Raw genomic sequence first — 20223 nt, forward strand, 5'->3', positions numbered from 1 at the left:
GGTAATGGAGACGTTTGGGGCGTCTCTTTTTTTACTGGGGAAAACTTGCACTTGTATCCCTGTTAGATATGTGATATAGTAAAACAAACATATGTTTCGAACGTATATTCGATAACACAAAAGATGCAAGTGAGGTTTTTACCATGACTTTTGTACAGGGACGGGCGGATTTACCTGTGATGGAGAAGCTGCGGATTCTGGCGGATGCGGCGAAGTTTGATGTGGCCTGTACCTCCAGCGGGGTGTCCAGAGGAAATTCCGGGCAGGGAATCGGTAATTGCATGGAGGCGGGGATCTGTCACAGCTTTGCGGCAGATGGGCGGTGTATATCGCTTCTGAAGATTTTATTTACCAATGAGTGTATTTTTAACTGCCGGTATTGTCTGAACCGGTGTTCCAATGACGTGCCGCGGGCTGCGTTTACGCCGTCCGAGGTCTGTGAGCTGACCATGGAATTCTATCGGAGAAATTACATCGAGGGACTTTTCTTAAGCTCTGGAATTGCAAAGAATCCGGACTATACCATGGAGCTTTTGTATGAAACCCTGTGGAAGCTGCGCCGGGAGTATCACTTTGGCGGATATATTCATGTGAAGGCGATTCCGGGGGCAGATCCGCTCCTGATAGAAAGGACGGGGTTCCTGGCAGATCGGATGAGCGTGAACCTGGAGCTTCCCACAGCGGAGGGACTCCGGATGCTGGCCCCGGCCAAGACCCGGGAGAAGATTCTGACTCCCATGCGGCAGATTCAGAATGGACGGCTGGAGTATGGGGAGCGGCTGCTGGGCGGCTCCGGAGCGCAGGAAAGCAGCGCATATGGGATAGACGACTATGGGACGAATCTGCCGCAGATTGTCGGAAAGAGTACGGATCTGGCCAGGCGGCGCAGCCGAGGACCTCAGTTTGTGCCGGCGGGGCAGTCAACCCAGATGATTATCGGGGCGACGCCGGAGAATGATTTTCAGATTATGTCGGTGGCGGAGTCGCTGTATCAGAAGTTTGATTTGAAGCGGGTGTTTTATTCTGCCTTTGTGCGGGTGAATGATGACAGTACGTTGCCAGAACTTCCGGGCGGGCCGCCACTTTTACGGGAACACCGGCTCTATCAGGCGGACTGGCTGCTGCGGTATTACGGCTTTGAGGCCGGGGAGCTTTTATCTGAGGAACGGCCGAATTTTAACGTGCTTTTGGATCCCAAGTGCGACTGGGCGCTCCGGCATCTGGAAGCGTTCCCGGTGGAGGTGAACCGGGCTTCTTATCAGACCCTTCTTCGGGTGCCGGGCATCGGCGTGAAGTCGGCTCAGAGGATTGTGAAGGCCAGGAGGCTTGGAACGGTGGATTTCCCGGATCTGAAACGGATGGGTGTGGTACTGAAGCGGGCGCTGTATTTTATTACCTGCAGGGGAAAGACCATGTATCCGATCCGGATTGAGGAGGATTTTATTACCCGGAATCTTCTGGATGTGAAGGAACGGCTGCCTTATGGTATCAGCGGGGACGTGACGTACCGGCAGCTGTCGCTGTTTGATGATTACCGGGTGCCTCAGACAGATACGACTCGATTGCAGGCATGAAGAAGAGATGGGATAGAGCAGGATGGGAGGAGAGAACGCCTGTATGACGGTTTTTGTATGTGAAGACAGCCTGGACGGGATTCTGACCGGCGTCTATGACGCCTGGGACAGTCGTCTGGGGCACAGTGGGGTGAGACTTAAGACGGCGGATACGGATACCTATGAGTTGTTTTGTGAGTACCGGGAGGTGGCGACGGATATGGAAAAGGCGGAGAAGGTGCTTCGGACGGTACTGCGCCGGATGGGCGAGGAAGCCCGGGAGGCGATCTGCTATGCCTGCGCCTGCCCCAATCCGGATAAGGCAGACGCCATCTACCGGCTGATTGCGCGGGGACTTTCCATGGAGGACGGGACGAAGGCGGTACATTATCTGCAGGATCCGTCCATAGCCCTGGTGATGAAGCTGCGGCAGAAGGCCTGGCATGAAGCACATCGGATGCTGGGTTTTCTGCGGTTTGAAGAGCTGCCGGGTGGGGTACTGTACGCCCGGATGGAGCCGCCGTATGCGGTGCTGCCGCTGATTGCGCCTCATTTTGCGGACCGGTTTCGGCAGGAGAACTGGATTATCCATGATTTGAAGCGGGGACTGCTGGCGCTGCACCCGGCGGGTGGCTGGTGGGTGCTGACGGACGATCGGGAGCTGAATCAGAAGTTCCTTACAGGGCGCTCGGAACGGGAGGAGGAGTTTCAGGCTCTCTGGAAGACCTTCTGTCAGACCATCGCCATTGAGGAACGGCGGAATCCCCGTTGCCAGCAGACACTGCTTCCGCTCCGCTTCCGGCCGCATATGAATGAATTTTAGACAGACAGGGAAAATAGCAGATAAAAGTACGGAAAAAAATACAAAATTACCGCGGGAAAATAAGCCCGTTGTGTCGCCTGTTGAATTGACACTGTAAAAATTTCATAGTACACTGTATACAGAAATCAGCAAAATCCTGTATCCGGGCCAAAATGTTGGAAAGGCATAGAACGAGGCGCGGGCAGCAGGATATTTGACAGGCAGGAGAAAAGACAATGAATGACGTTCATGTAATCAAGGCCGCGCTTCTGGGCGCGGGAACCGTCGGAAGCGGCGTGTATGATATTTTGCAGTGGCAGAAGGATGAGATGCCGAAGAAGCTGGGCGCTGTGGTGGAGCTGAAGAAGATTCTGGTCCGCGATACGAAGAAGCAACGAGAGGGCATGGACAGCAGTCTCTTTACCGATAACTGGAAAGAGATTCTGGAGGATCCGGAGATCGAGATCATCATCGAGGTCATGGGCGGCATCGAACCGGCGAAGACTTATATCACCGAGGCGCTGCATGCAGGCAAGCATGTGGTGACAGCCAACAAGGACCTGCTGGCGGAGCACGGCAGGGAGGTGCTGGACGCGGCGGCGGAGCATGGCTGCGACCTGATGTTTGAGGCTGCAGTGGCAGGCGGCATTCCGATTATCCGCCCGCTGAAGCAGTGTCTGGCGGCGAACCACCTGACGGAAGTAATGGGTATCGTCAATGGCACCACCAATTACATTCTGACGAAGATGACCAAAGATCACATGGAATTTTCCGATGCGCTGGCTCTGGCAACGAAGCTGGGCTATGCGGAGGCGGATCCCACTGCCGATGTGGAGGGCTACGACGCGGCCCGCAAGGTGGCGATTATGGCTTCCATCGCCTTCAATTCCCGCGTGACCTTCTCTGATGTGTATACACAGGGTATCACGAAGATTACAGCAGCAGATATCGCCTATGCCACCGAGATGGGCATGGTGATTAAGCTTCTGGGCGTGGCCCGCAATACGGATACCGGTATCGAGGCAGGCGTTTATCCGATGCTGATTCCGGCGGATCACCCGCTGGCAGGCGTCAACGATTCTTTCAACGCCGTCTTTGTACACGGCGACGCCGTAGATGACGCCATGTTCCAGGGCCGCGGAGCCGGAAAGCTTCCTACCGGCAGTGCGGTAGCAGGCGACATTTTCGAGGTGGCCCGGGACATCATGGCGGGCAGCACCGGAAGAATCAACTGTACCTGCTACAAGGATCTGCGGATCAAGCCCGTCGACGAGGTGCGGAACCGCTATTTTATACGTATGGAAGTAGAAGACAGACCGGGCGTACTGGCCGCTATCGCTTCCGTCTTTGGCAATAACCATGTGAGCATCTCCCAAGTCATCCAGAAGAGCGTGGGTGGTGGAACCGCAGAGCTGGTCATCATCACCGACCAGGTGGAGGAGCGCCATTTCAAGGACGCCCTTCTGGTGATGAACGAGATGTCCATCGTAAAAGAGATTCCTTCCGTACTTCGCGTATACGCGCAGAGTGAGTAAGAAAAAACAGAGGGAGACAGAGACGGGGAATGAAAAAAACACTGACATTACTGGATAAGGCGATCATATTCGCCACCAAGGCGCATTCGGGAGCCAGGCGAAAGGGTACGAACGTCCCGTATATTGTACACCCCATCGAGGCGGCGGCCATCGTATCGACCATGACAGACGACGAGGAGGTCATCGCGGCTGCCGTGCTCCACGACGTCATCGAGGACACGGACGCCACGGAGGACGACCTGTATGCCCGTTTCGGCAGGCGGATCACCGAGCTGGTACTGGACGAGAGTGAGGACAAGCGGAGAACCCTTCCGGCGGCACTGACCTGGAAGACCAGAAAGCAGGAGACCATTACCTTTCTGGAGACAAAAGCCGACAGGGATGCTAAAATGCTGGCTCTGGCTGACAAACTGTCTAACTTACGTGCCATCCACCGGGATCAGTGCATCATTGGCGACAAAATCTGGGAACGTTTCAATGAAAAAAATAAAGAGATGCATGCCTGGATGTACCGTTCTATCGCGAAAGCGCTGGAAGAACTGAAGGATCATCCCACCTGGCAGGAATATAACCGCCTGGTAAAAGAAGTGTTCGGGGAAGAAAAGAGTGTTGACAACCCGACCGAAAAAGGATAATCTGCTACAGAGAAATCTGCAGCATGATTCATACTGCGAAGAGCAATCAGAAGCAGCAATAAGCGAACAGGAGGAACATGATGAAACCGTACAGAGAATTAACCAAAGAAGAACTTGTGCAGCTTAAGACAGAACTGGAGGCAAAGTACAAAGAGGCTCAGGCCAAAGACCTGCATCTGGATATGTCCAGAGGAAAGCCCAGCGCCGATCAGTTAGACCTGTCCATGCCCATGCTGGACGTATTGAACAGCGAGAGTGATCTGAAGGATTCCACCGGACTGGACTGCCGCAACTATGGTGTGCTGGACGGCCTGAAGGATGCCAAGGCACTGCTGGCAGGCATGACCGGCGTATCCCCGGAGAACGTCATCGTCTATGGAAACGCCAGCCTGAATATCATGTATGATACCGTGGCGAGAGCCATGCTCCATGGAATTATGGGTCATACTCCCTGGTGCAGGCTGGATAAAGTAAAATTCCTCTGCCCGGTACCTGGTTATGATCGCCATTTCGCCATCACAGAATCCTTCGGAATCGAGATGATTAATATCCCGATGACTGTGACTGGTCCGGATATGGACATGGTAGAAGAGCTGGTTCAGAAGGATCCGGCAGTCAAGGGCATCTGGTGCGTACCGAAGTACTCCAATCCCCAGGGAATCACCTACTCCGAGGAGACGGTGCGCCGTTTCGCAGCGCTGAAGCCCGCGGCAGAAGACTTCCGTATCTTCTGGGACAATGCGTACTGCGTACACCACCTGTACGATGACAAGCAGGATGAGATCCCTGAGATCTTAAGCGAGTGCGTCAAGGCAGGCAACCCGGATATGGTCTTCGAATTCTGCTCCACCTCCAAGATCAGCTTCCCGGGATCCGGAATTTCCTGTATCGCCACATCTGAGAACAACCTGAAGGACATCAAAAAGCAGATGACCATTCAGACCATCGGCCACGACAAGATCAACCAGCTGCGTCACGTACGCTTCTTCAAGGACATTGACGGAATCAAGGCACACATGCAGAAGCACGCAGCCATCCTCCGCCCGAAATTCGAAGCAGTCCTGGATATTCTGGAGAGAGAGCTTGGAGGCCTGGAGATCGGCAGCTGGGTGCGCCCGAACGGCGGCTACTTTATCTCCTTCGACGCCCTGGAGGGCTGCGCGAAAGCCATCGTAGCCAAGTGTAAAGAGGCCGGCGTCGTCATGACCGGAGCCGGAGCCACCTACCCGTACCACAACGACCCCAAGGACAGCAACATCCGCATTGCCCCATCCTTCCCCACCCCGGAAGACCTGGCCGCAGCCGCAGAGCTGTTCGTCCTGTGTGTCAAGCTGGTAAGCGTGGAGAAGCTTCTGGAGACAAAATAAGAAATAACAGTGTGGATAATAAGGGAAGCCCCGGCGTCGATTTCGCCGGGGCTTCCTGCGTAAAGAAATTGGAAACGTAATTTAGTTAAAAAGCAGGAAATATACGATCACCAGCGCGCCCAGCACGATCCGGTAATATCCGAAGGCCTTAAAGTCATTTTTCTTGATGTATCCCATCAGGAACTTGATAGCCAGTACGGAAACCACAAAGGCTGTCACCATACCCACGATAAGAATGGCCGCCTCGGTTCCGGTAAAAGCAAAACCAAACTTCAGCAGCTTCAAAAGACTCGCTCCAAACATCACCGGGATCGCCAGGAAGAAGCTGAACTCAGCCGCGATATACCGGGAAGCGCCCAGGAGGGTTGCGCCCAAAATCGTAGCGCCGGATCTGGAAGTACCCGGAATCAGCGCCAGCACCTGGAATACGCCGATAAAAAGCGCCATTGGATAAGAAAGCTGCTGAAAAGAACGTACCCGGGGCTTCCGTCCCTTATTATAATTCTCAATGACGATAAAAAGCACGCCATACAGAATCAGCGTAAAAGCCACCGTCTGATAATTATAGAAGAGCTCATCAATCTTATCATCAAAGGGAAGTCCGATGACCGCCGCCGGAAGCACCGCCACCAGTACCTTAAACCACAGAGACCAGGTATCCTTCTTAATCCATCCCTTCGAGGGGGTGGTAAACGGCCACAGCTTGTCGAAATACAGCGCCACAACAGCCAGAATTGCGCCCAGCTGAATCACTACCAGAAACATTTCCATAAAAGTGTCGCTGACATTCAAATGAACAAATTCATTGACCAGAATCATATGTCCGGTACTGCTGATGGGAAGCCATTCCGTGATGCCCTCCACGATACCCAGAAGAAGAACCTTCAACCATTCAATCACATTCATCGTATCTACTCCTTAAAATAATATCCTCTGTTCTATAGGTATATTTAGATGTGCAGAGGAAAGATTCGGATTTCAGTATAACATACTGACTTTTTATGTCAATGAAAGGAGCGAAATTTAAGAAAGACTTCAAGTTCCGGAGAAAAATCAGAAAGAAAAAAGATAGAAACCAGATAGATACCAGATAGAAAAAGAAAGGGGCAGATGAAAAAAGAACCATGATAGAGGGAAGAAAACCGATAAATTATACACAATCCATATGAATATGCATAAATAGCAGCATAATCATGCATAAAAAACAAATAAAATGCATAAAACACTAAAAAATATGCAATTTAGGTCTTGCAATTTTCAAAAATGACGCTATAATAAGAAACAGGTTTTAACCTGAAACGAACAGAAAGACCATTTCAAGGTTGGGAGGAACAAATTATGAAAAAGTTAGTAGCAGTATTACTGGCAGGCGTAATGTGTGTATCACTGGCAGCCTGCGGAGGAAAGAAAGAAGAGGTAGCTGACACCACAGCAGCAGAGACCACCGAAACCACTGACGAGGCGGCAACAGAGGATACAGAAGACGCAGCAGCGACAGACGGAACCTTTACCACCGTTGCAGACGGCGTTCTGACCATGGGAACCAACGCAGCATTCCCGCCGTACGAGTACAAAGAGGGCGATGAGGTTGTAGGTATTGACGCAGAGATCGCACAGGCTCTGGCAGACAAACTGGGACTGAAGCTTGAGATCCTGGATATGGATTTCTCCTCTCTGATTACAGCTATCCAGGCAGGCAAGATCGATATCTCCCTGGCGGGCATGACTGTGACTGATGAGAGAAAGCAGAACGTAGACTTCACAGATTCCTACGCCACAGGCGTGCAGGTGATTATCGTAAAAAACGATTCCGATATTAAGAGTGTAGACGACTTGGCAAATGACAAGATCATGGGCGTACAGGAGGGAACCACCGGACATCTGTACTGCTCCGACGACTACGGCGAGGAGCACGTTATCGCTTACACCAACGGCGCAACCGCTGTACAGGCTCTGCTTCAGGACAAGGTTGACTGTGTCGTTATTGACCAGCAGCCGGCAGAAGAGTTCGTAGAAGCCAACGAGGGACTGAAGATTCTGGATACCGAGTATGTGGTAGAGGATTATGCAGCAGCAGTATCCAAGGACAACCCAGGCTTAACCGCAGCCCTGAACCAGGCACTGCAGGAGCTGAAGGACGATGGAACTATCCAGTCCATCCTTGACAAGTACATCAAGGCAGAGTAAGCAAAAAAGCGGACGCTCAAGGCTATAAGAGCATCAACGGAGGTGTTCAGATCGGACACCTCCGTATTTTTGCAAAATAGAAAAATAAGATAGCGTAGAAATATAAGAAGCAATAAATTCAAAAAATAAAATTGCTTTTTATATTTCTACGTTATAGAATAGAAGAAATATGGTAACTGCCTCAGAGCCTGAACAGTTACGAAATACGTACAGAGGAGAATAAGCATATGTTCGAAGACTTAAAAAAAGGTCTTTACCAGACATTTATCCTGGATGACAACTACCAGTATTTTATCAAGGGCATCCAGACGACGTTGATTGTCACAGTTTTTGCGCTGATCGTCGGCGTGATTCTCGGCGTGATTGTGGCGATTATCCGTTCTGCCCACGACCAGCAGCCGGAGCGTAAGAAAAATATCTTTCTGCAGCTGGCCAACGCCATTTGTCAGATTTATCTGACGGTTATCCGTGGAACCCCCATGATGGTACAGCTTCTGATCATGTGGTTCGTGGTCTGGGCCAGCGCCCGCGCCACTGACTCAAACATGATTCGCTGCGCGATCCTGGCCTTCGGTATCAACTCCGGAGCCTATGTGGCCGAGATCATCCGTTCCGGTATCATGTCCATCGACAAGGGTCAGATGGAGGCGGGACGTTCCGTAGGACTGACCTACGCCACCACCATGCGCTGCATCATTATTCCGCAGGCGTTCAAAAACGTACTGCCTGCCCTGGGAAATGAGCTGATTACCCTGTTAAAGGAGACATCCGTCGTGACGGTTATCGGACTTCGCGACCTGACCAAGGGCGCGCTGATTATTCAGTCCAAGACCTATCAGGCCTTCGTGCCGTTCTTTGCCATTGCCGGTATATATCTGGTCATGGTACTGGGTCTGTCCTGGCTGATGGGAAAACTGGAAAGGAGACTGAGACAGAGTGATTTACGTTAAGGATCTGGCCAAAGCATTTGGCGACAATCATGTTATCAAAAATATCAATATGCATATTACACCGGGCGAGAAGGTGGTTATCGTAGGTCCCTCCGGATCCGGTAAATCCACATTCCTGCGCTGCCTGAACCTTCTGGAGCAGCCCACCGGCGGCAGCATTACCTTCGACGGGCAGGAGATCACAGCCCCGGGTGTGGATGTCAATAAGATCCGCCGCCGTATGGGTATGGTATTCCAGCATTTCAACCTGTTTGCAAATCTGACTGTGAAGGAAAATATCATGCTGGCTCCGGTGCAGCTGAAGCTGAAGACCAAGGCCGAGGCGGAAGCAGAGGCCATGCGTCTGCTGAAGCTGGTTAATCTGGAAGAAAAAGCGGATTCCTATCCGGCCCAGCTGTCCGGCGGACAGAAGCAGCGAATTGCCATTGTTCGTTCCCTGGCGATGGATCCGGAAGTGATGCTCTTCGATGAGCCCACCTCCGCCCTGGACCCTGAGATGGTAGGAGAGGTTCTGGAACTGATGAAGAAGCTAGCTGACGACGGCATGACCATGGTGGTCGTGACCCACGAGATGGGCTTCGCCCGTGAGGTAGCCACCCGCGTGGTATTCATGGACGGCGGTTACATCAAGGAGGAGAACAATCCGAAAGACTTCTTTGAGCATCCGCAGGATCCACGTCTGCAGGATTTCTTATCCAAAGTACTCTAAAGACAAGCACAACCGCTGTCAGAGCCCCATTTTCAGGGCCGGACAGCGGTTTTTTTTAATTTCATCATTCTTTCGTAAGAATTTCTTAATCGACTTTATATTTTTTTTAGAGGCTGGACATATCTTAGTCACAATTCCCTGATATAGTATTAAATGTAGCAAGAACACATATCAGTATTTCATTCATAACACTCGGGGACTTCCGGGAGGAAGCCCCCACTCCCTCGTAAATATGGGTTTCTCAGAAATGAGAAGCCCTTTTTTGATGCCAATTTTGGCGAGTTTACCAGAGATTTACCAGATTTGGTGGGAAAGAGAGTTTGGTATGTTCATTGTCGCTCTCGTTGGATTGTGTTATACAATCTTCGGGAGAAAAAAATAGCCGCCACTACTCGCAATAGTGACGGCTGGCCTCGTAAGAGGTAAAAGCTTATAACTACGGGGTAGGCCGGATTACTCTGGCTTTCCCTATATCTATCATCAATATATCACATTTGGCAGCAGGACGCAAGGGGATATATACAGAAAATATAAGGAAAATATAAGGAAAATATAAGGAAAATATAAGGATCCTCCGCGTGCACCAGCCAGAATCTACTCTTCAGCAGATGTTTTTATGGAGGTTCGCTCCATTCGTTCATCAATCGCCTTTTTAATATAGTCGTTTACGGATTCGCCGGAGGCTTCGGCTGCGGCCTTTATTTCCTCGTACTTTTCTTTCTGGACGTCCAGGGGGATGCGCTTGAGGTTCTTTTTAGCGTAGTTATACATGGACTGTTTTTGACCTTCTGTTAATGGCATTCGAATACATCGGTATGATTCAGCAGGTGCGGAAAGCCTTTATAGAGCAGAAACGGATCTGCCTGCAGTTGGGGCGCCGGAGCGAGATAGAAGTGGACGGGCAGAGGGACTTTGTATTTTTGAATAACGGCCCGCCACATTCTCGTAACTTTAGTGACGAGTTAGGCGGGCAAATTTTTTGCCAAGTTATCGAACTGGTGTTTACTCTCCGGCTAACATATGGTATAATCGAAACATGGAAAAAGATATATTTACTATGGAAAATACATGATTAATTTTATCAAGACGTAAGTATTCTTTTCTTATCTCTAATTCTATGTCAAAGTGCAATCCCAATATGGTATAACTGAAAAGGTAACGTACAGGAATGTAGATTTGCTATTGACGATGTCAATATATATGTATATATTTAAATTAGACAAAAGTCTAATATGAGACAAGATAAGAAGAAATGGGGTGGAGGTTTGAAAAAATTACCCGATGCGCAACTGGAACTGATGCTGATTATCTGGGATGCAGACAGACCTGTGACCAGAGCGGAGATTGAAGAAAAGATGGATGACAGTAGAGACGTGCTGCCGAATACGGTGCTGGCTCTGCTGTCCCGTCTGGAAAAACGGGGATTTGTAAAGAAAGAGCGGGATGGGAAGATCAATCACTACAGTGCCCTGGTGGAACGGGAGCCCTATATGAAGGAAGCCAGCAAGGGAATTTTGAAGCAGATGTTTCAGGGTTCTCTGAAAAATTTTGCTGCTGCTCTTTATGATGGAGAGGAACTCAGTGAAGAAGATGCAAAAGAGCTGATGGAATTTCTGGAAAGCAAGGTCAAGAGGTAGCGCTATGAGAGAGTTTTTTATCTATGCATTGCAGAATCTTCTTGTACTGGATGCTTTGATTCTGATTTTGTGGCTGCTGGATGGACGTTTTTCCTGGAAATCGGGGCATCTTTGGCGGAAATGGCTGTGGCTGCTTGTGTGTATACGGATGCTGCTTCCGGTGGAGTTCCATCTTGAGGATCTGAATCAGTCCTGGAAAGGCTGGCAGGTTCAGCTGGAAGTGGAAACGGATGATGCTTCCCGGACAGACAGGGAAGCGGAGGAAGAGATTTTCCTAAATGGAGAATCGACTTATGCACAGATGCCATCCGCTGATACTGCTTCGGTGCAGTCAGCGTCAGAGGGTGACAAAGAACAAGCAGCGGTCTCAGAAAAGAATCACACATCTGAAGAAGCGAAAGCAGAGAAGCAGGAAGCTTTTTCTGGTTTTCTGTGGAAGCAGAAAACGCTGATTCTGTCCGGTATCTGGCTTTTGGGCTTCCTGGTGCTGCTGTTTTATCATATTCTGCAGTATTACCTGCTTAGGGATTTCTTTTTTGGAGATTCCAGAACCTGTCAGGATGAGAAAGTGACAGGGCTTGTGAGAAGCTGGTGCAGAAGCTATCATATCAAAAAAGTGCCGGAGCTTCTCTGGAAGGAGCAGCTTCCTACCCCTGTGACCTTTGGATATTTCCGGAAAAAACTGGTATTTCCGCCGGAACTCTTTGAAGAAGAGGAAATGCCACTGGTTCTGCGGCACGAGCTCATGCATCTGAAATACAGGGATTCCTGGTACAAGGCCATCCTGCTTCTGGTCTGCGATCTGTACTGGTTCAATCCGGTTTTCTGGGTGATGAAAAAGCTGGCATTCCGGGACGTGGAGTATGTCTGTGATGAACGGGTCACCAGGGAAATGAAGCCGGAAGAAAAGAAGCAGTACGGCGAAACTATTTTAAAGGCAGCCAGGTACAGCACAGGAAAACCGGCACCTGCCCTGGTTCCCTTTGCCCTTCGGAAAAAGGATATAAAGAAGCGGATGAATAATCTGTTCGTTTTCCGGAACTGGCGTGGAGGCTTCATTCCATTCCTGCTGGCGCTTCTGGGGGTAGGACTTCTGGAAATGGGGATTACGGTATCTGTCAAAGAGATTCCGGTAGAGGCAGCTGCGGAGCAGACGCCTGTGAACTGGGAGGAAGAGGAAGTCATCGCAGGAACTTATCCCACGGACGATCTGCAGGCGCTGAACCGGCAGAAGGATGCGAAAAGCTCTTATATTACGGATCGGTTTACAGGTTTTAATCATTACTATATTGATGAGAACGGTACCCTTTGGGGAACCGGGGAAAATGACAGCTGGCAGCTGGGCATCACAAAGGAAAGCGATATCAATAACCTGGATGTGACCTATACGGAGCCGATGAAAATAGCGGAGCATGTGGTGCATGTGGATGCGAATGTGAACAGTACCTTTGTGATCTGGATAACAGAGGATGGAAATCTGTATGGACAGGGAGCCAATACCTGGGGGGCACTCCGGCTTCCCATGAAAGAAAATGAACCATGGAATCCCTGGCTGAATCTGACAATGGAACCTCAGCTTCTGATGGAGCATGTCACCTATGCTTCCGCAGGTCAGGAATGTATCTCTGTGCTGACGGAGGACAAAAAGGTCTGGTGGTGGGGACGGATGCAGGCTACCACCGGAACCGAAGGGCCTGGCAATCTGTTCGCAGAGGAACCCAGGCTGATGGTGGAGAACGCCAGGTATACGGTCTGTGGCCTTGCCACTGCGGCGGCCATCGATGAAGAGAATCGTCTGTGGCTGTGGGGCTGTAATGTCTGGGGACAATGTGCCACAGAAGGAGAGGACTATCTGGAGGAACCCTATATGGCCTGTACAGATGTGGAAATGGTCTGGACCGATTTTCTGAGCGCCCGCCAGAATGTGTTTGATCCGGCAGAGTGGATGGGAATGAACCCGTATGGCAGTTCTGAAAAAGACTGCATACATTCCTATACGACGTTCATCCGAAAAACAGATGGACAGATGTATGCCTGCGGGATGGATCTGGGGGCTTTCGTGAAGTCGGTCAAGCTGTTTGGAGACTTATATGTAGAAAACTCCGAACGTCCGGAGGATTATGTACGGAGTTATTCGCCGTATTTTCTCCCGGTAGAAATTATAGAAGAATAGAGGAGACAAGACGTATGAAAAGAGAAAGCAGACAGGAGTTTGATGAATGGAATGAGGAGGAGAGTGGTTTTTCCGTACGAACTGTGCTTGCAGTTCTGGCGGCCATCCTGTGTGTGCTGGGACTATGTGCTGTTCTGTATTTTCTGATTTTCCGGGGCGAAAAGGAAGAACCGGAAAAAGCCGAGGAAGTTCAGGTCATTGCCGATACGGAAGAGGAAATAGTGGATAAAGAGGAGCTGGATTATGAAGATCCGCAGAGCACGGAGAATCTGACTTCCGATGAGACCGGGGCAGAAACGGCAGTTTCAAAAATTCTGATTTCTGAACATGCAGCAGAAACGGATGATGTGACCCTTGGTATTGATGTTTCCCGGTTTCAGGGAACTATTGACTGGAAAGCAGTTGCAGATGCAGGCATCGATTTTGCCATGATACGGGTGGGCTATCGTACCCAGAGCAGCGGAGAGATTGTGGAGGACAGCAATGCCCGGTATAACATGCAGGAAGCGTCGGCAAACGGAATCAAAATAGGTGCTTACTTTTTCTCCACAGCAGTATCGGAAGCAGAAGCAGTGGAGGAAGCACAGTGGGCAGCAGATATCATTTCCCAGTATCCCATTACCTACCCGGTAGCCTACAACTGCGAGGGGTTTGAAAATCCGGAGAACCGGCTGTACAGTCTTACCAAAACGGAGCGGACCGACTGTGCCATTGCCTTTCTGAATGAGATTTACAAGCAGGGCTACACCCCGGTGTTTTACGCTTCCAAAAACGAAATGGAAGAAGATTTGAAATGGGAAACCTCCCGGATTGACAAGAGCTTTAAGATCTGGGTATCCCAGTATCCGGCGGCGCCCTATCCCCAGACAGTTACATCCAGCTACAGCGGCACGCATGTCATGTGGCAGTATACCAACAATGGTACGGTAGCAGGCGTTCCAAAGCCGGTGGATGCCAATGTGGCGTATTTCGGATATGAGAGCAGCGCCCAGGCACAGAACCAGGAAGCACCGGAAGAGGCCGAGGCGGATGTGGAGGCACTGATGAAGTTTCAGAAGGTAGAAGAAACAGTTACGTCTAAAGACGTGACCAACCTGCGTGATATGCCCAGCCAGGGCTCCGACAGTACGGTACTTCGGACCCTGACCAATGGAGAGACGGCCACCAGAACCGGCATCAGTGACAGCGGCTGGTCCCGGCTTCTCATTGACGGCGAACGCTATTATGCAGTATCCAACTATCTGACGACGGATTTATCCCATCAGACGCCGGTGAAGGAGCCGGATGACGGATTGAAGACGAAATCTACGAAGGTTTCGGAAAATGTGACACCGAAGATCGAAGTAAACCTGCGGAAGCTTCCCAGCGTGACGAATCCGGATGCGGTTGTGGTGGCAACGGTCACTGCAGGCGAAGTCTTTGTGCGGACCGGAATCAATACAGATTATGGATGGTCCAGGGTGGAATACAATGGACAGACTCTGTATTGCGTAAGCAGCTATCTGAATGTGGTGGAGTAATAAGCAGTAAAATATAAAAAATCCATCATGCAGTTTATAAAAAATTAAGGGTTGGAACAGGTCACAAACCTTGAATTCTATTTTTTATTCTTTAAATGTAGAGTGTAGAAATCATGGTATTCGTGTCATATTGCGAGATATTATTGAAAATAATCGTGCTTATTAGTGCGAAAACTGAAGAAAATTCCGTTGATTTTTGCATGAATATTTGTCATGCTATGGTCAGTACCTTTAAGGAGGACGGATTATGTATAGAAAGATTATGGGCTTCTTGAATGGCTTTGCCTGTCTGGCATCGTGTCAAGGGTTTACAAGGTGGAGCAAATCAAAAAGCCGCTGGAAAACTATCGTGATATTGATGCGTTTAAGATTTATGTGTCTGACTTGGGATTACTTTGTGCCAAGAAGGATTTAGCTGCCAATGACATTCTTTATATGGTCGAGGAAATTAACGACTTTAAGGGCGGTATGGCGGAGAACTATGTCAATGTGCAGCTCTCCATAAACAGCTATTACACTTATTATTGGGAGTCAGAGCGGGGGGCAGAGGTTGATTTTATCATTCAGCGTGACGGGCAGCTCATTCCCATTGAAGTCAAATCTGCCGATAACACCAGAGCCAAGAGCTTAAAGGTCTATATGGACACCTACAAGCCCGCTTATGCGATTAAGCTCTCCACTAAAAACTTCGGCTTTGAGGACAACAAAAAAATCGTTCCTCTCTATGCGGCATTTTGTATCTGAAATCAATATTTTGACGATAACGCTCACAGAAAATACAGGCGGAGATTCTGGCAGATATGACAGATTGAGTATCAAAAAAACGATGGGTCAACCGGCAAGTAGACCGGAGCCCATCGTTTTTTGACTCAGAATCTGGATTTACAGAACCTGCATTCCGCCGTACTTCCGGATCATCAGTACGCTGCAGGCACCCTCGCCGAATACGCCGTCCAGAGCAGCCTTGTATTCTGCTACTGCCTCATTTTTCACAAAGGCCTGGATAGTTCCGGCAAAGCCGCCGCCGTGTACACGGCTGACGCCGTTGCTGCCGAGAATGGCGTCGCTGACTGCCAGGGCCACCGATACGTTCTGGTGGGTAATGTCGTGGTTGGTGTATACGTTCTGGAGATATTTGAAGGAGGAATCGCCGGAGGCCTTTACAGCAGCCAGGAACGCATCGAAATCCTCTGCCTGGAGAGCGGCTACCTCTTTCTGAACTCTTACATTTTCGGTAACAAAATGGATAGCGCGTAAGTAAGCGCGGTCGCCGGTCTTTTCACGAATCTCTGCAGCATGGGAGAGGAGCTGCTCCAGAGTAATACCATGCAGAAGTTCCTGACCGAGTACAGCAGCCACGGCGCGCATCTCGGCGGGAACGGCTGCGTAATCCGGAGTCAGATCCGCATGGGAGCCCTTGGTATCGGTGATACAGAGACTGTATCCATATTTTACCAGGTCGCAGCTTACATTTTCGATAACCGGGTGAGCCACGTCCGCAAAATCAATATGTACCAGATTGCCCACGGAGCTGGCCATCTGATCCATCAGTCCGGAGGGCTTTCCGAAGTGGACGTTCTCCGCATACTGACCAATGATGGCGATATCAACCGGGGAAAGCTTCATCTCATTGTAGAGGCCGGATACGATGGTTCCGATGATGGTTTCGAAAGCGGCAGAGGAGGACAGGCCTGCGCCAATCAGTACGTCGCTGGTCACATAAGCCTGGAAGCCGCCGATTTTGCCTCCATGGTTTTTGATTCCTTCCAGCACGCCGCGGATCAGGGAATCGGTGGTTCCTTTCAGTTCTTCCTTTACCTCCAGGTCGTCCAGGAATACGGTAATCATGTCGTAACCGTCAGATACCACGCGGACAACCGGTTCTGCCAGAGGCGCTGTGATGGCGATGGCGTCCAGGTTGATGGAAGCGGCCAGTACTTCACCGTGCTGATGGTCGGTGTGATTGCCGCCGATCTCGCTGCGGCCCGGAGCGCTGAAGATCGCGATCTCTCCGGCTCCATACAGCTCCTCATAGTGTGTCAGGGCGTCGATGTAACGCTGACGCTGATAGTCCAGACGGCTTTCGTCCAGGTAAATGTCCATGAGTGTGGAATCCAACTCCCGGTTTTGTAACAGATTTTTTATTTCTCCCGTTGTTTTCATTTGGAACTCTCCTTATATGATGTGAAATTTATACATAATTTCATAGTAAACGATTTTGGATTGCTTGTCAATCACCTTGGAAGTCAACAGAAATCAAAGACTGGATCGTAAAAAATTAACCTAAAAAAGTAAAAAAATACATTTGATTTGGTTGGAATTATGTTATAATTTTTATGTAGTTTGTAACTGCAACCACATGAAAGGGAGGATTTACTATGAAAAAGAAACTTTTAGCAGTTGTATTATGCGGCGCTATGGCATTATCCATGCTGGCTGGCTGCGGCGGCAAGAAAGAGGAAGCTCCGGCAGCTGACGCTACTGCAGAGGCAGAAGCAGGCGACGTAGCAGACGCTGCAGAGGCAACCGGAGATCTCTCCGATGCTAACATCGCAGTATTCTATTACACCTACTCTGACACATATATCTCTTCTGTTCGTACCGCACTGGATGCGAAGCTGGACAGCCTTGGAGTAAAGTATCAGAACTATGACGCAAACAACAACCAGACCACACAGAACGAGCAGATCGATACCGCTCTTGCACAGGGCGCAAACATCCTGATCGTAAACATCGTTACCTCCGGTTCTGTAGACGCTTCCCAGGCAGTTGTTGATAAGGCATCCGCTAAGGGCGTTGACCTGATCTTCTTCAACAGAGCAGTTGAGGATGACGCTACAGCAGGACAGGTTCTTGGTTCCTATGACAAGTGCGCGTTCGTTGGAACAGACGCTCCGGAAGCAGGACATATGCAGGGCAAGATGATCGGCGATTACCTGGTTGAGAACTTTGACAAGGTTGACCTGAACGGCGACGGCAAGATTTCCTACGCTATGATGATGGGTCAGCTTGGTAACGCAGAGGCTATTTACCGTACTCAGTTCGCAGTAGAGGACGCTAACGCAGTTCTTAAGGAGGCTGGCAAGCCGGAGCTTGAGTACTTTGACCCGACCAACACAGACAAGTATCAGGTAGACCAGGACGGCGCATGGAGCGCAACCGCTGCAAATAACTACATGACCACCAACCTGTCCCAGTACAACGAGGGTAACGGCAACATGATCGAGCTGGTTATCTGCAACAACGACGGTATGGCTGAGGGCGTTATCTCTGCACTGAACGATAAGGGATACAACCTGGGAACAGCTGATTCCACTCTGATTCCGGTATTCGGCGTAGACGCTACAGACGCAGCGAAGCAGCTCATCAGCGACGGCAAGATGGTTGGTACCATCAAGCAGGACGCAGAGGGTATGGCAGACTGTATCTCCATCATGGCTCAGAACGCAGCGAAGGGCGCAGCTCTGACAGATGGAACTGACAGCTACAATGCAGACGCAGAGATCAGCAACAAGATTTACGTTCCGTACGCACCGTACACAGGAGAGTAAATCACAGGAAACGATTTAAAAAGATAGCAAAGTAAGGATACAACAAAGGCGGCCGTAAGTTACGTCCGCCTTTGTGTCAACGAGATGGGAGGAAGAGTATGGAGCATGATGTTCTCTTACAAATGACAGACATCTGTAAAGAATTCCCCGGTGTCAAGGCGCTGGATCATGTTTCTTTGACAGTGAAGAGGGGAACCGTCCACGCGCTGATGGGAGAAAACGGCGCAGGAAAATCCACCCTGATGAAATGCTTGTTTGGTATGTATGCCAAGAATAGCGGACAGATTTTTCTGGAAGGCAAAGAAATTAATTTCAAGAATTCGAAGGAAGCACTGGAAAACGGTGTGGCAATGGTGCATCAGGAGCTGAATCAGGCACTGAAGCGTAATGTAATGGACAACCTGTGGCTGGGACGTTATCCCAAGATTGCAGGCGTCATGGTAAATGAGAAAAAAATATACGATGATACGAAGGCTGTTTTTAAGGAGCTGGGCATCGACGTAGATCCGAAGCGGATTATGAGTACCATGCCGGTATCCCAGAGACAGATGGTGGAGATTGCGAAAGCCGTTTCCTATAATTCCAAGGTCATCGTATTTGACGAGCCTACTTCTTCACTGACAGAGCAGGAAGTAGAACATTTATTCGAGATTATAAATATGCTGCGTGACAGAGGCTGTGGCATTATCTATATTTCCCATAAGATGGCAGAGATTTTACGGATTTCGGATGAAGTTACCATCATGCGGGATGGTCAGTATGTGGCAACCCGTCCGTCAAGTGAGCTGACTACCGATGAAATTATCCGTCTGATGGTAGGCCGTGAGCTGACCAACCAGTTCCCGCCGAAAACCAATACGCCGGGCGAGGTAGCGCTGGAAGTAGAACACCTGACCGCGCAGTATTCCCTGCTGAAGGATGTATCTTTCAATGTAAGAAAGGGAGAGATCGTAGGTCTGGCAGGTCTGGACGGCAGCGGAAGAACAGAGACCCTGGAGAATATCTTTGGTATCGCTACCCGCCATTCCGGAACCATCAAGCTTTATGGAAAAGAAGTAAAGAACCGCAATGCCCGTGAGTCCATCAAAAATGGTTTTGCCATGCTGACGGAGGAGCGACGTGCCACCGGTATCTTCGGTATCCTGAATATCCGGGAAAACACGGTCATTTCCAGTTTGAAAAAGCACCTGCGTATGGGCTTCTGGCTGGATGAAAAGTCCATGAAAAAGGATACCCAGTGGTCTATTGACGCCATGCATACGAAGACCCCGACCCAGGAGACGAAGATTCGTTCCCTGTCCGGTGGAAATCAGCAGAAGGTTATTCTGGGACGCTGGCTTCTGACCGAGCCGGAAGTACTGCTTCTGGACGAGCCTACCCGAGGAATTGACGTAGGAGCGAAGTACGAGATCTACCAGCTTATCATTGACCTGGCCAATAAGGGCAAATGTGTCATCGTGGTATCCTCTGAGATGCCGGAGCTGCTTGGTATCTGCGACCGGATTCTGGTTATGTCCGGCGGACGGCTGGCAGGCGAAGTAAATGCAAGTGAGACGACGCAGGAAGAGATTATGACTCATGCTGCGAAATACGTATAAAGGGGG

General features: G+C 50.0%; 16 protein-coding genes and 1 pseudogene. 14 read left to right on the forward strand and 3 right to left on the reverse strand.

What is annotated here, in order from left to right; all coding sequences use genetic code 11:
• Positions 1–143: 143 nt before the first annotated feature.
• The 5 genes from OCV63_RS07495 (at position 144) to OCV63_RS07515 (ending at position 5892) form a co-directional block, all read left to right on the forward strand.
• The gene (locus OCV63_RS07495; RefSeq protein WP_158363231.1) at positions 144–1574 is read left to right on the forward strand and encodes a putative DNA modification/repair radical SAM protein; all 1431 of its coding nucleotides are present in this window, start codon (positions 144–146) and stop codon (positions 1572–1574) included.
• 43 nt (positions 1575–1617) lie between these two features.
• Entirely contained in the window at positions 1618–2376 is a 759-nt protein-coding gene (locus OCV63_RS07500) for a TIGR03915 family putative DNA repair protein (protein WP_262670705.1), read from the forward strand.
• Between the two features lie 215 nt (positions 2377–2591).
• Positions 2592–3890, forward strand: coding sequence for a homoserine dehydrogenase (locus OCV63_RS07505; protein WP_158363233.1), 1299 nt, complete (start codon positions 2592–2594; stop codon positions 3888–3890).
• A 29-nt stretch (positions 3891–3919) separates the two neighbouring features.
• Positions 3920–4525 (forward strand): HD domain-containing protein, encoded by a 606-nt coding sequence (locus OCV63_RS07510; protein ID WP_158363234.1) that lies wholly within the window; start codon positions 3920–3922, stop codon positions 4523–4525.
• 80 nt (positions 4526–4605) lie between these two features.
• On the forward strand, positions 4606–5892 hold the full coding sequence (locus OCV63_RS07515; protein ID WP_158363235.1) for an aspartate aminotransferase type Ic: 1287 nt from the start codon (positions 4606–4608) through the stop codon (positions 5890–5892).
• A gap of 81 nt (positions 5893–5973) precedes the next feature.
• Here OCV63_RS07515 and OCV63_RS07520 read toward each other — a convergent pair whose 3' ends face one another.
• Complete coding sequence (locus tag OCV63_RS07520) at positions 5974–6798, reverse strand: undecaprenyl-diphosphate phosphatase (RefSeq protein WP_158363236.1); 825 nt, start codon at positions 6796–6798, stop codon at positions 5974–5976.
• Positions 6799–7230: 432 nt separating this feature from the next.
• Between OCV63_RS07520 and OCV63_RS07525 the strand changes: the two genes are divergently transcribed.
• The 3 genes from OCV63_RS07525 to OCV63_RS07535 all read left to right on the forward strand — a co-directional run bounded on the left by OCV63_RS07525 (position 7231) and on the right by OCV63_RS07535 (position 9738).
• Positions 7231–8079, forward strand: coding sequence for an ABC transporter substrate-binding protein (locus OCV63_RS07525; protein WP_158363237.1), 849 nt, complete (start codon positions 7231–7233; stop codon positions 8077–8079).
• A 227-nt stretch (positions 8080–8306) separates the two neighbouring features.
• Complete coding sequence (locus OCV63_RS07530; protein WP_158363238.1) at positions 8307–9029, forward strand: amino acid ABC transporter permease; 723 nt, start codon at positions 8307–8309, stop codon at positions 9027–9029.
• Complete coding sequence (locus tag OCV63_RS07535) at positions 9016–9738, forward strand: amino acid ABC transporter ATP-binding protein (protein ID WP_158363239.1); 723 nt, start codon at positions 9016–9018, stop codon at positions 9736–9738. The genes OCV63_RS07530 and OCV63_RS07535 overlap by 14 nt, the downstream gene beginning before the upstream one ends.
• Positions 9739–10332: 594 nt before the next feature.
• Here OCV63_RS07535 and OCV63_RS07540 read toward each other — a convergent pair.
• On the reverse strand, positions 10333–10539 hold the full coding sequence (locus OCV63_RS07540; RefSeq protein ID WP_158363240.1) for a hypothetical protein: 207 nt from the start codon (positions 10537–10539) through the stop codon (positions 10333–10335).
• A gap of 464 nt (positions 10540–11003) precedes the next feature.
• On the opposite strand from OCV63_RS07540, the gene OCV63_RS07545 reads away from it, so the two are divergent.
• The 4 genes and pseudogenes from OCV63_RS07545 to OCV63_RS07560 form a co-directional block, all read left to right on the forward strand.
• Positions 11004–11375, forward strand: a complete 372-nt coding sequence (locus tag OCV63_RS07545) for a BlaI/MecI/CopY family transcriptional regulator (protein WP_158363241.1) — start codon at positions 11004–11006, stop codon at positions 11373–11375.
• 4 nt (positions 11376–11379) lie between these two features.
• A complete protein-coding gene (locus OCV63_RS07550) occupies positions 11380–13548 on the forward strand; it encodes a M56 family metallopeptidase (RefSeq protein ID WP_158363242.1) in 2169 nt (722 codons plus the stop codon).
• 14 nt (positions 13549–13562) lie between these two features.
• Entirely contained in the window at positions 13563–15068 is a 1506-nt protein-coding gene (locus OCV63_RS07555; protein WP_158363243.1) for a GH25 family lysozyme, read from the forward strand.
• Positions 15069–15350: 282 nt separating this feature from the next.
• A pseudogene (locus OCV63_RS07560) lies at positions 15351–15812 on the forward strand (DUF4143 domain-containing protein); the annotation flags it as partial.
• Positions 15813–15950: 138 nt separating this feature from the next.
• On the opposite strand, the gene OCV63_RS07565 reads toward OCV63_RS07560, so the two are convergent.
• Positions 15951–17231, reverse strand: coding sequence for a galactokinase (locus OCV63_RS07565; RefSeq protein WP_158363244.1), 1281 nt, complete (start codon positions 17229–17231; stop codon positions 15951–15953).
• Between the two features lie 215 nt (positions 17232–17446).
• Here OCV63_RS07565 and OCV63_RS07570 point away from each other — a divergent pair, with 215 nt between their 5' ends.
• The gene (locus OCV63_RS07570; RefSeq protein ID WP_158363245.1) at positions 17447–18619 is read left to right on the forward strand and encodes a galactose ABC transporter substrate-binding protein; all 1173 of its coding nucleotides are present in this window, start codon (positions 17447–17449) and stop codon (positions 18617–18619) included.
• A gap of 98 nt (positions 18620–18717) precedes the next feature.
• Positions 18718–20217, forward strand: a complete 1500-nt coding sequence (locus OCV63_RS07575; RefSeq protein WP_158363246.1) for a sugar ABC transporter ATP-binding protein — start codon at positions 18718–18720, stop codon at positions 20215–20217.
• Positions 20218–20223: the final 6 nt, after the last annotated feature.

This window comes from Laedolimicola ammoniilytica, from assembly GCF_025567165.1.
Taxonomy (GTDB): domain Bacteria; phylum Bacillota; class Clostridia; order Lachnospirales; family Lachnospiraceae; genus Laedolimicola; species Laedolimicola ammoniilytica.

Bases quoted from the DNA above. Each gene is read 5' to 3' on its own strand.
- OCV63_RS07495 (WP_158363231.1), top strand. From the start codon at position 144: ATGACTTTTGTACAGGGACGGGCGGATTTACCTGTGATGGAGAAGCTG.
- OCV63_RS07500 (WP_262670705.1), top strand. From the start codon at position 1,618: ATGACGGTTTTTGTATGTGAAGACAGCCTGGACGGGATTCTGACCGGC.
- OCV63_RS07505 (WP_158363233.1), top strand. From the start codon at position 2,592: ATGAATGACGTTCATGTAATCAAGGCCGCGCTTCTGGGCGCGGGAACC.
- OCV63_RS07510 (WP_158363234.1), top strand. From the start codon at position 3,920: ATGAAAAAAACACTGACATTACTGGATAAGGCGATCATATTCGCCACC.
- OCV63_RS07515 (WP_158363235.1), top strand. From the start codon at position 4,606: ATGAAACCGTACAGAGAATTAACCAAAGAAGAACTTGTGCAGCTTAAG.
- OCV63_RS07520 (WP_158363236.1), bottom strand. From the start codon at position 6,798: ATGAATGTGATTGAATGGTTGAAGGTTCTTCTTCTGGGTATCGTGGAG.
- OCV63_RS07525 (WP_158363237.1), top strand. From the start codon at position 7,231: ATGAAAAAGTTAGTAGCAGTATTACTGGCAGGCGTAATGTGTGTATCA.
- OCV63_RS07530 (WP_158363238.1), top strand. From the start codon at position 8,307: ATGTTCGAAGACTTAAAAAAAGGTCTTTACCAGACATTTATCCTGGAT.
- OCV63_RS07540 (WP_158363240.1), bottom strand. From the start codon at position 10,539: ATGCCATTAACAGAAGGTCAAAAACAGTCCATGTATAACTACGCTAAA.
- OCV63_RS07550 (WP_158363242.1), top strand. From the start codon at position 11,380: ATGAGAGAGTTTTTTATCTATGCATTGCAGAATCTTCTTGTACTGGAT.
- OCV63_RS07555 (WP_158363243.1), top strand. From the start codon at position 13,563: ATGAAAAGAGAAAGCAGACAGGAGTTTGATGAATGGAATGAGGAGGAG.
- OCV63_RS07565 (WP_158363244.1), bottom strand. From the start codon at position 17,231: ATGAAAACAACGGGAGAAATAAAAAATCTGTTACAAAACCGGGAGTTG.
- OCV63_RS07570 (WP_158363245.1), top strand. From the start codon at position 17,447: ATGAAAAAGAAACTTTTAGCAGTTGTATTATGCGGCGCTATGGCATTA.
- OCV63_RS07575 (WP_158363246.1), top strand. From the start codon at position 18,718: ATGGAGCATGATGTTCTCTTACAAATGACAGACATCTGTAAAGAATTC.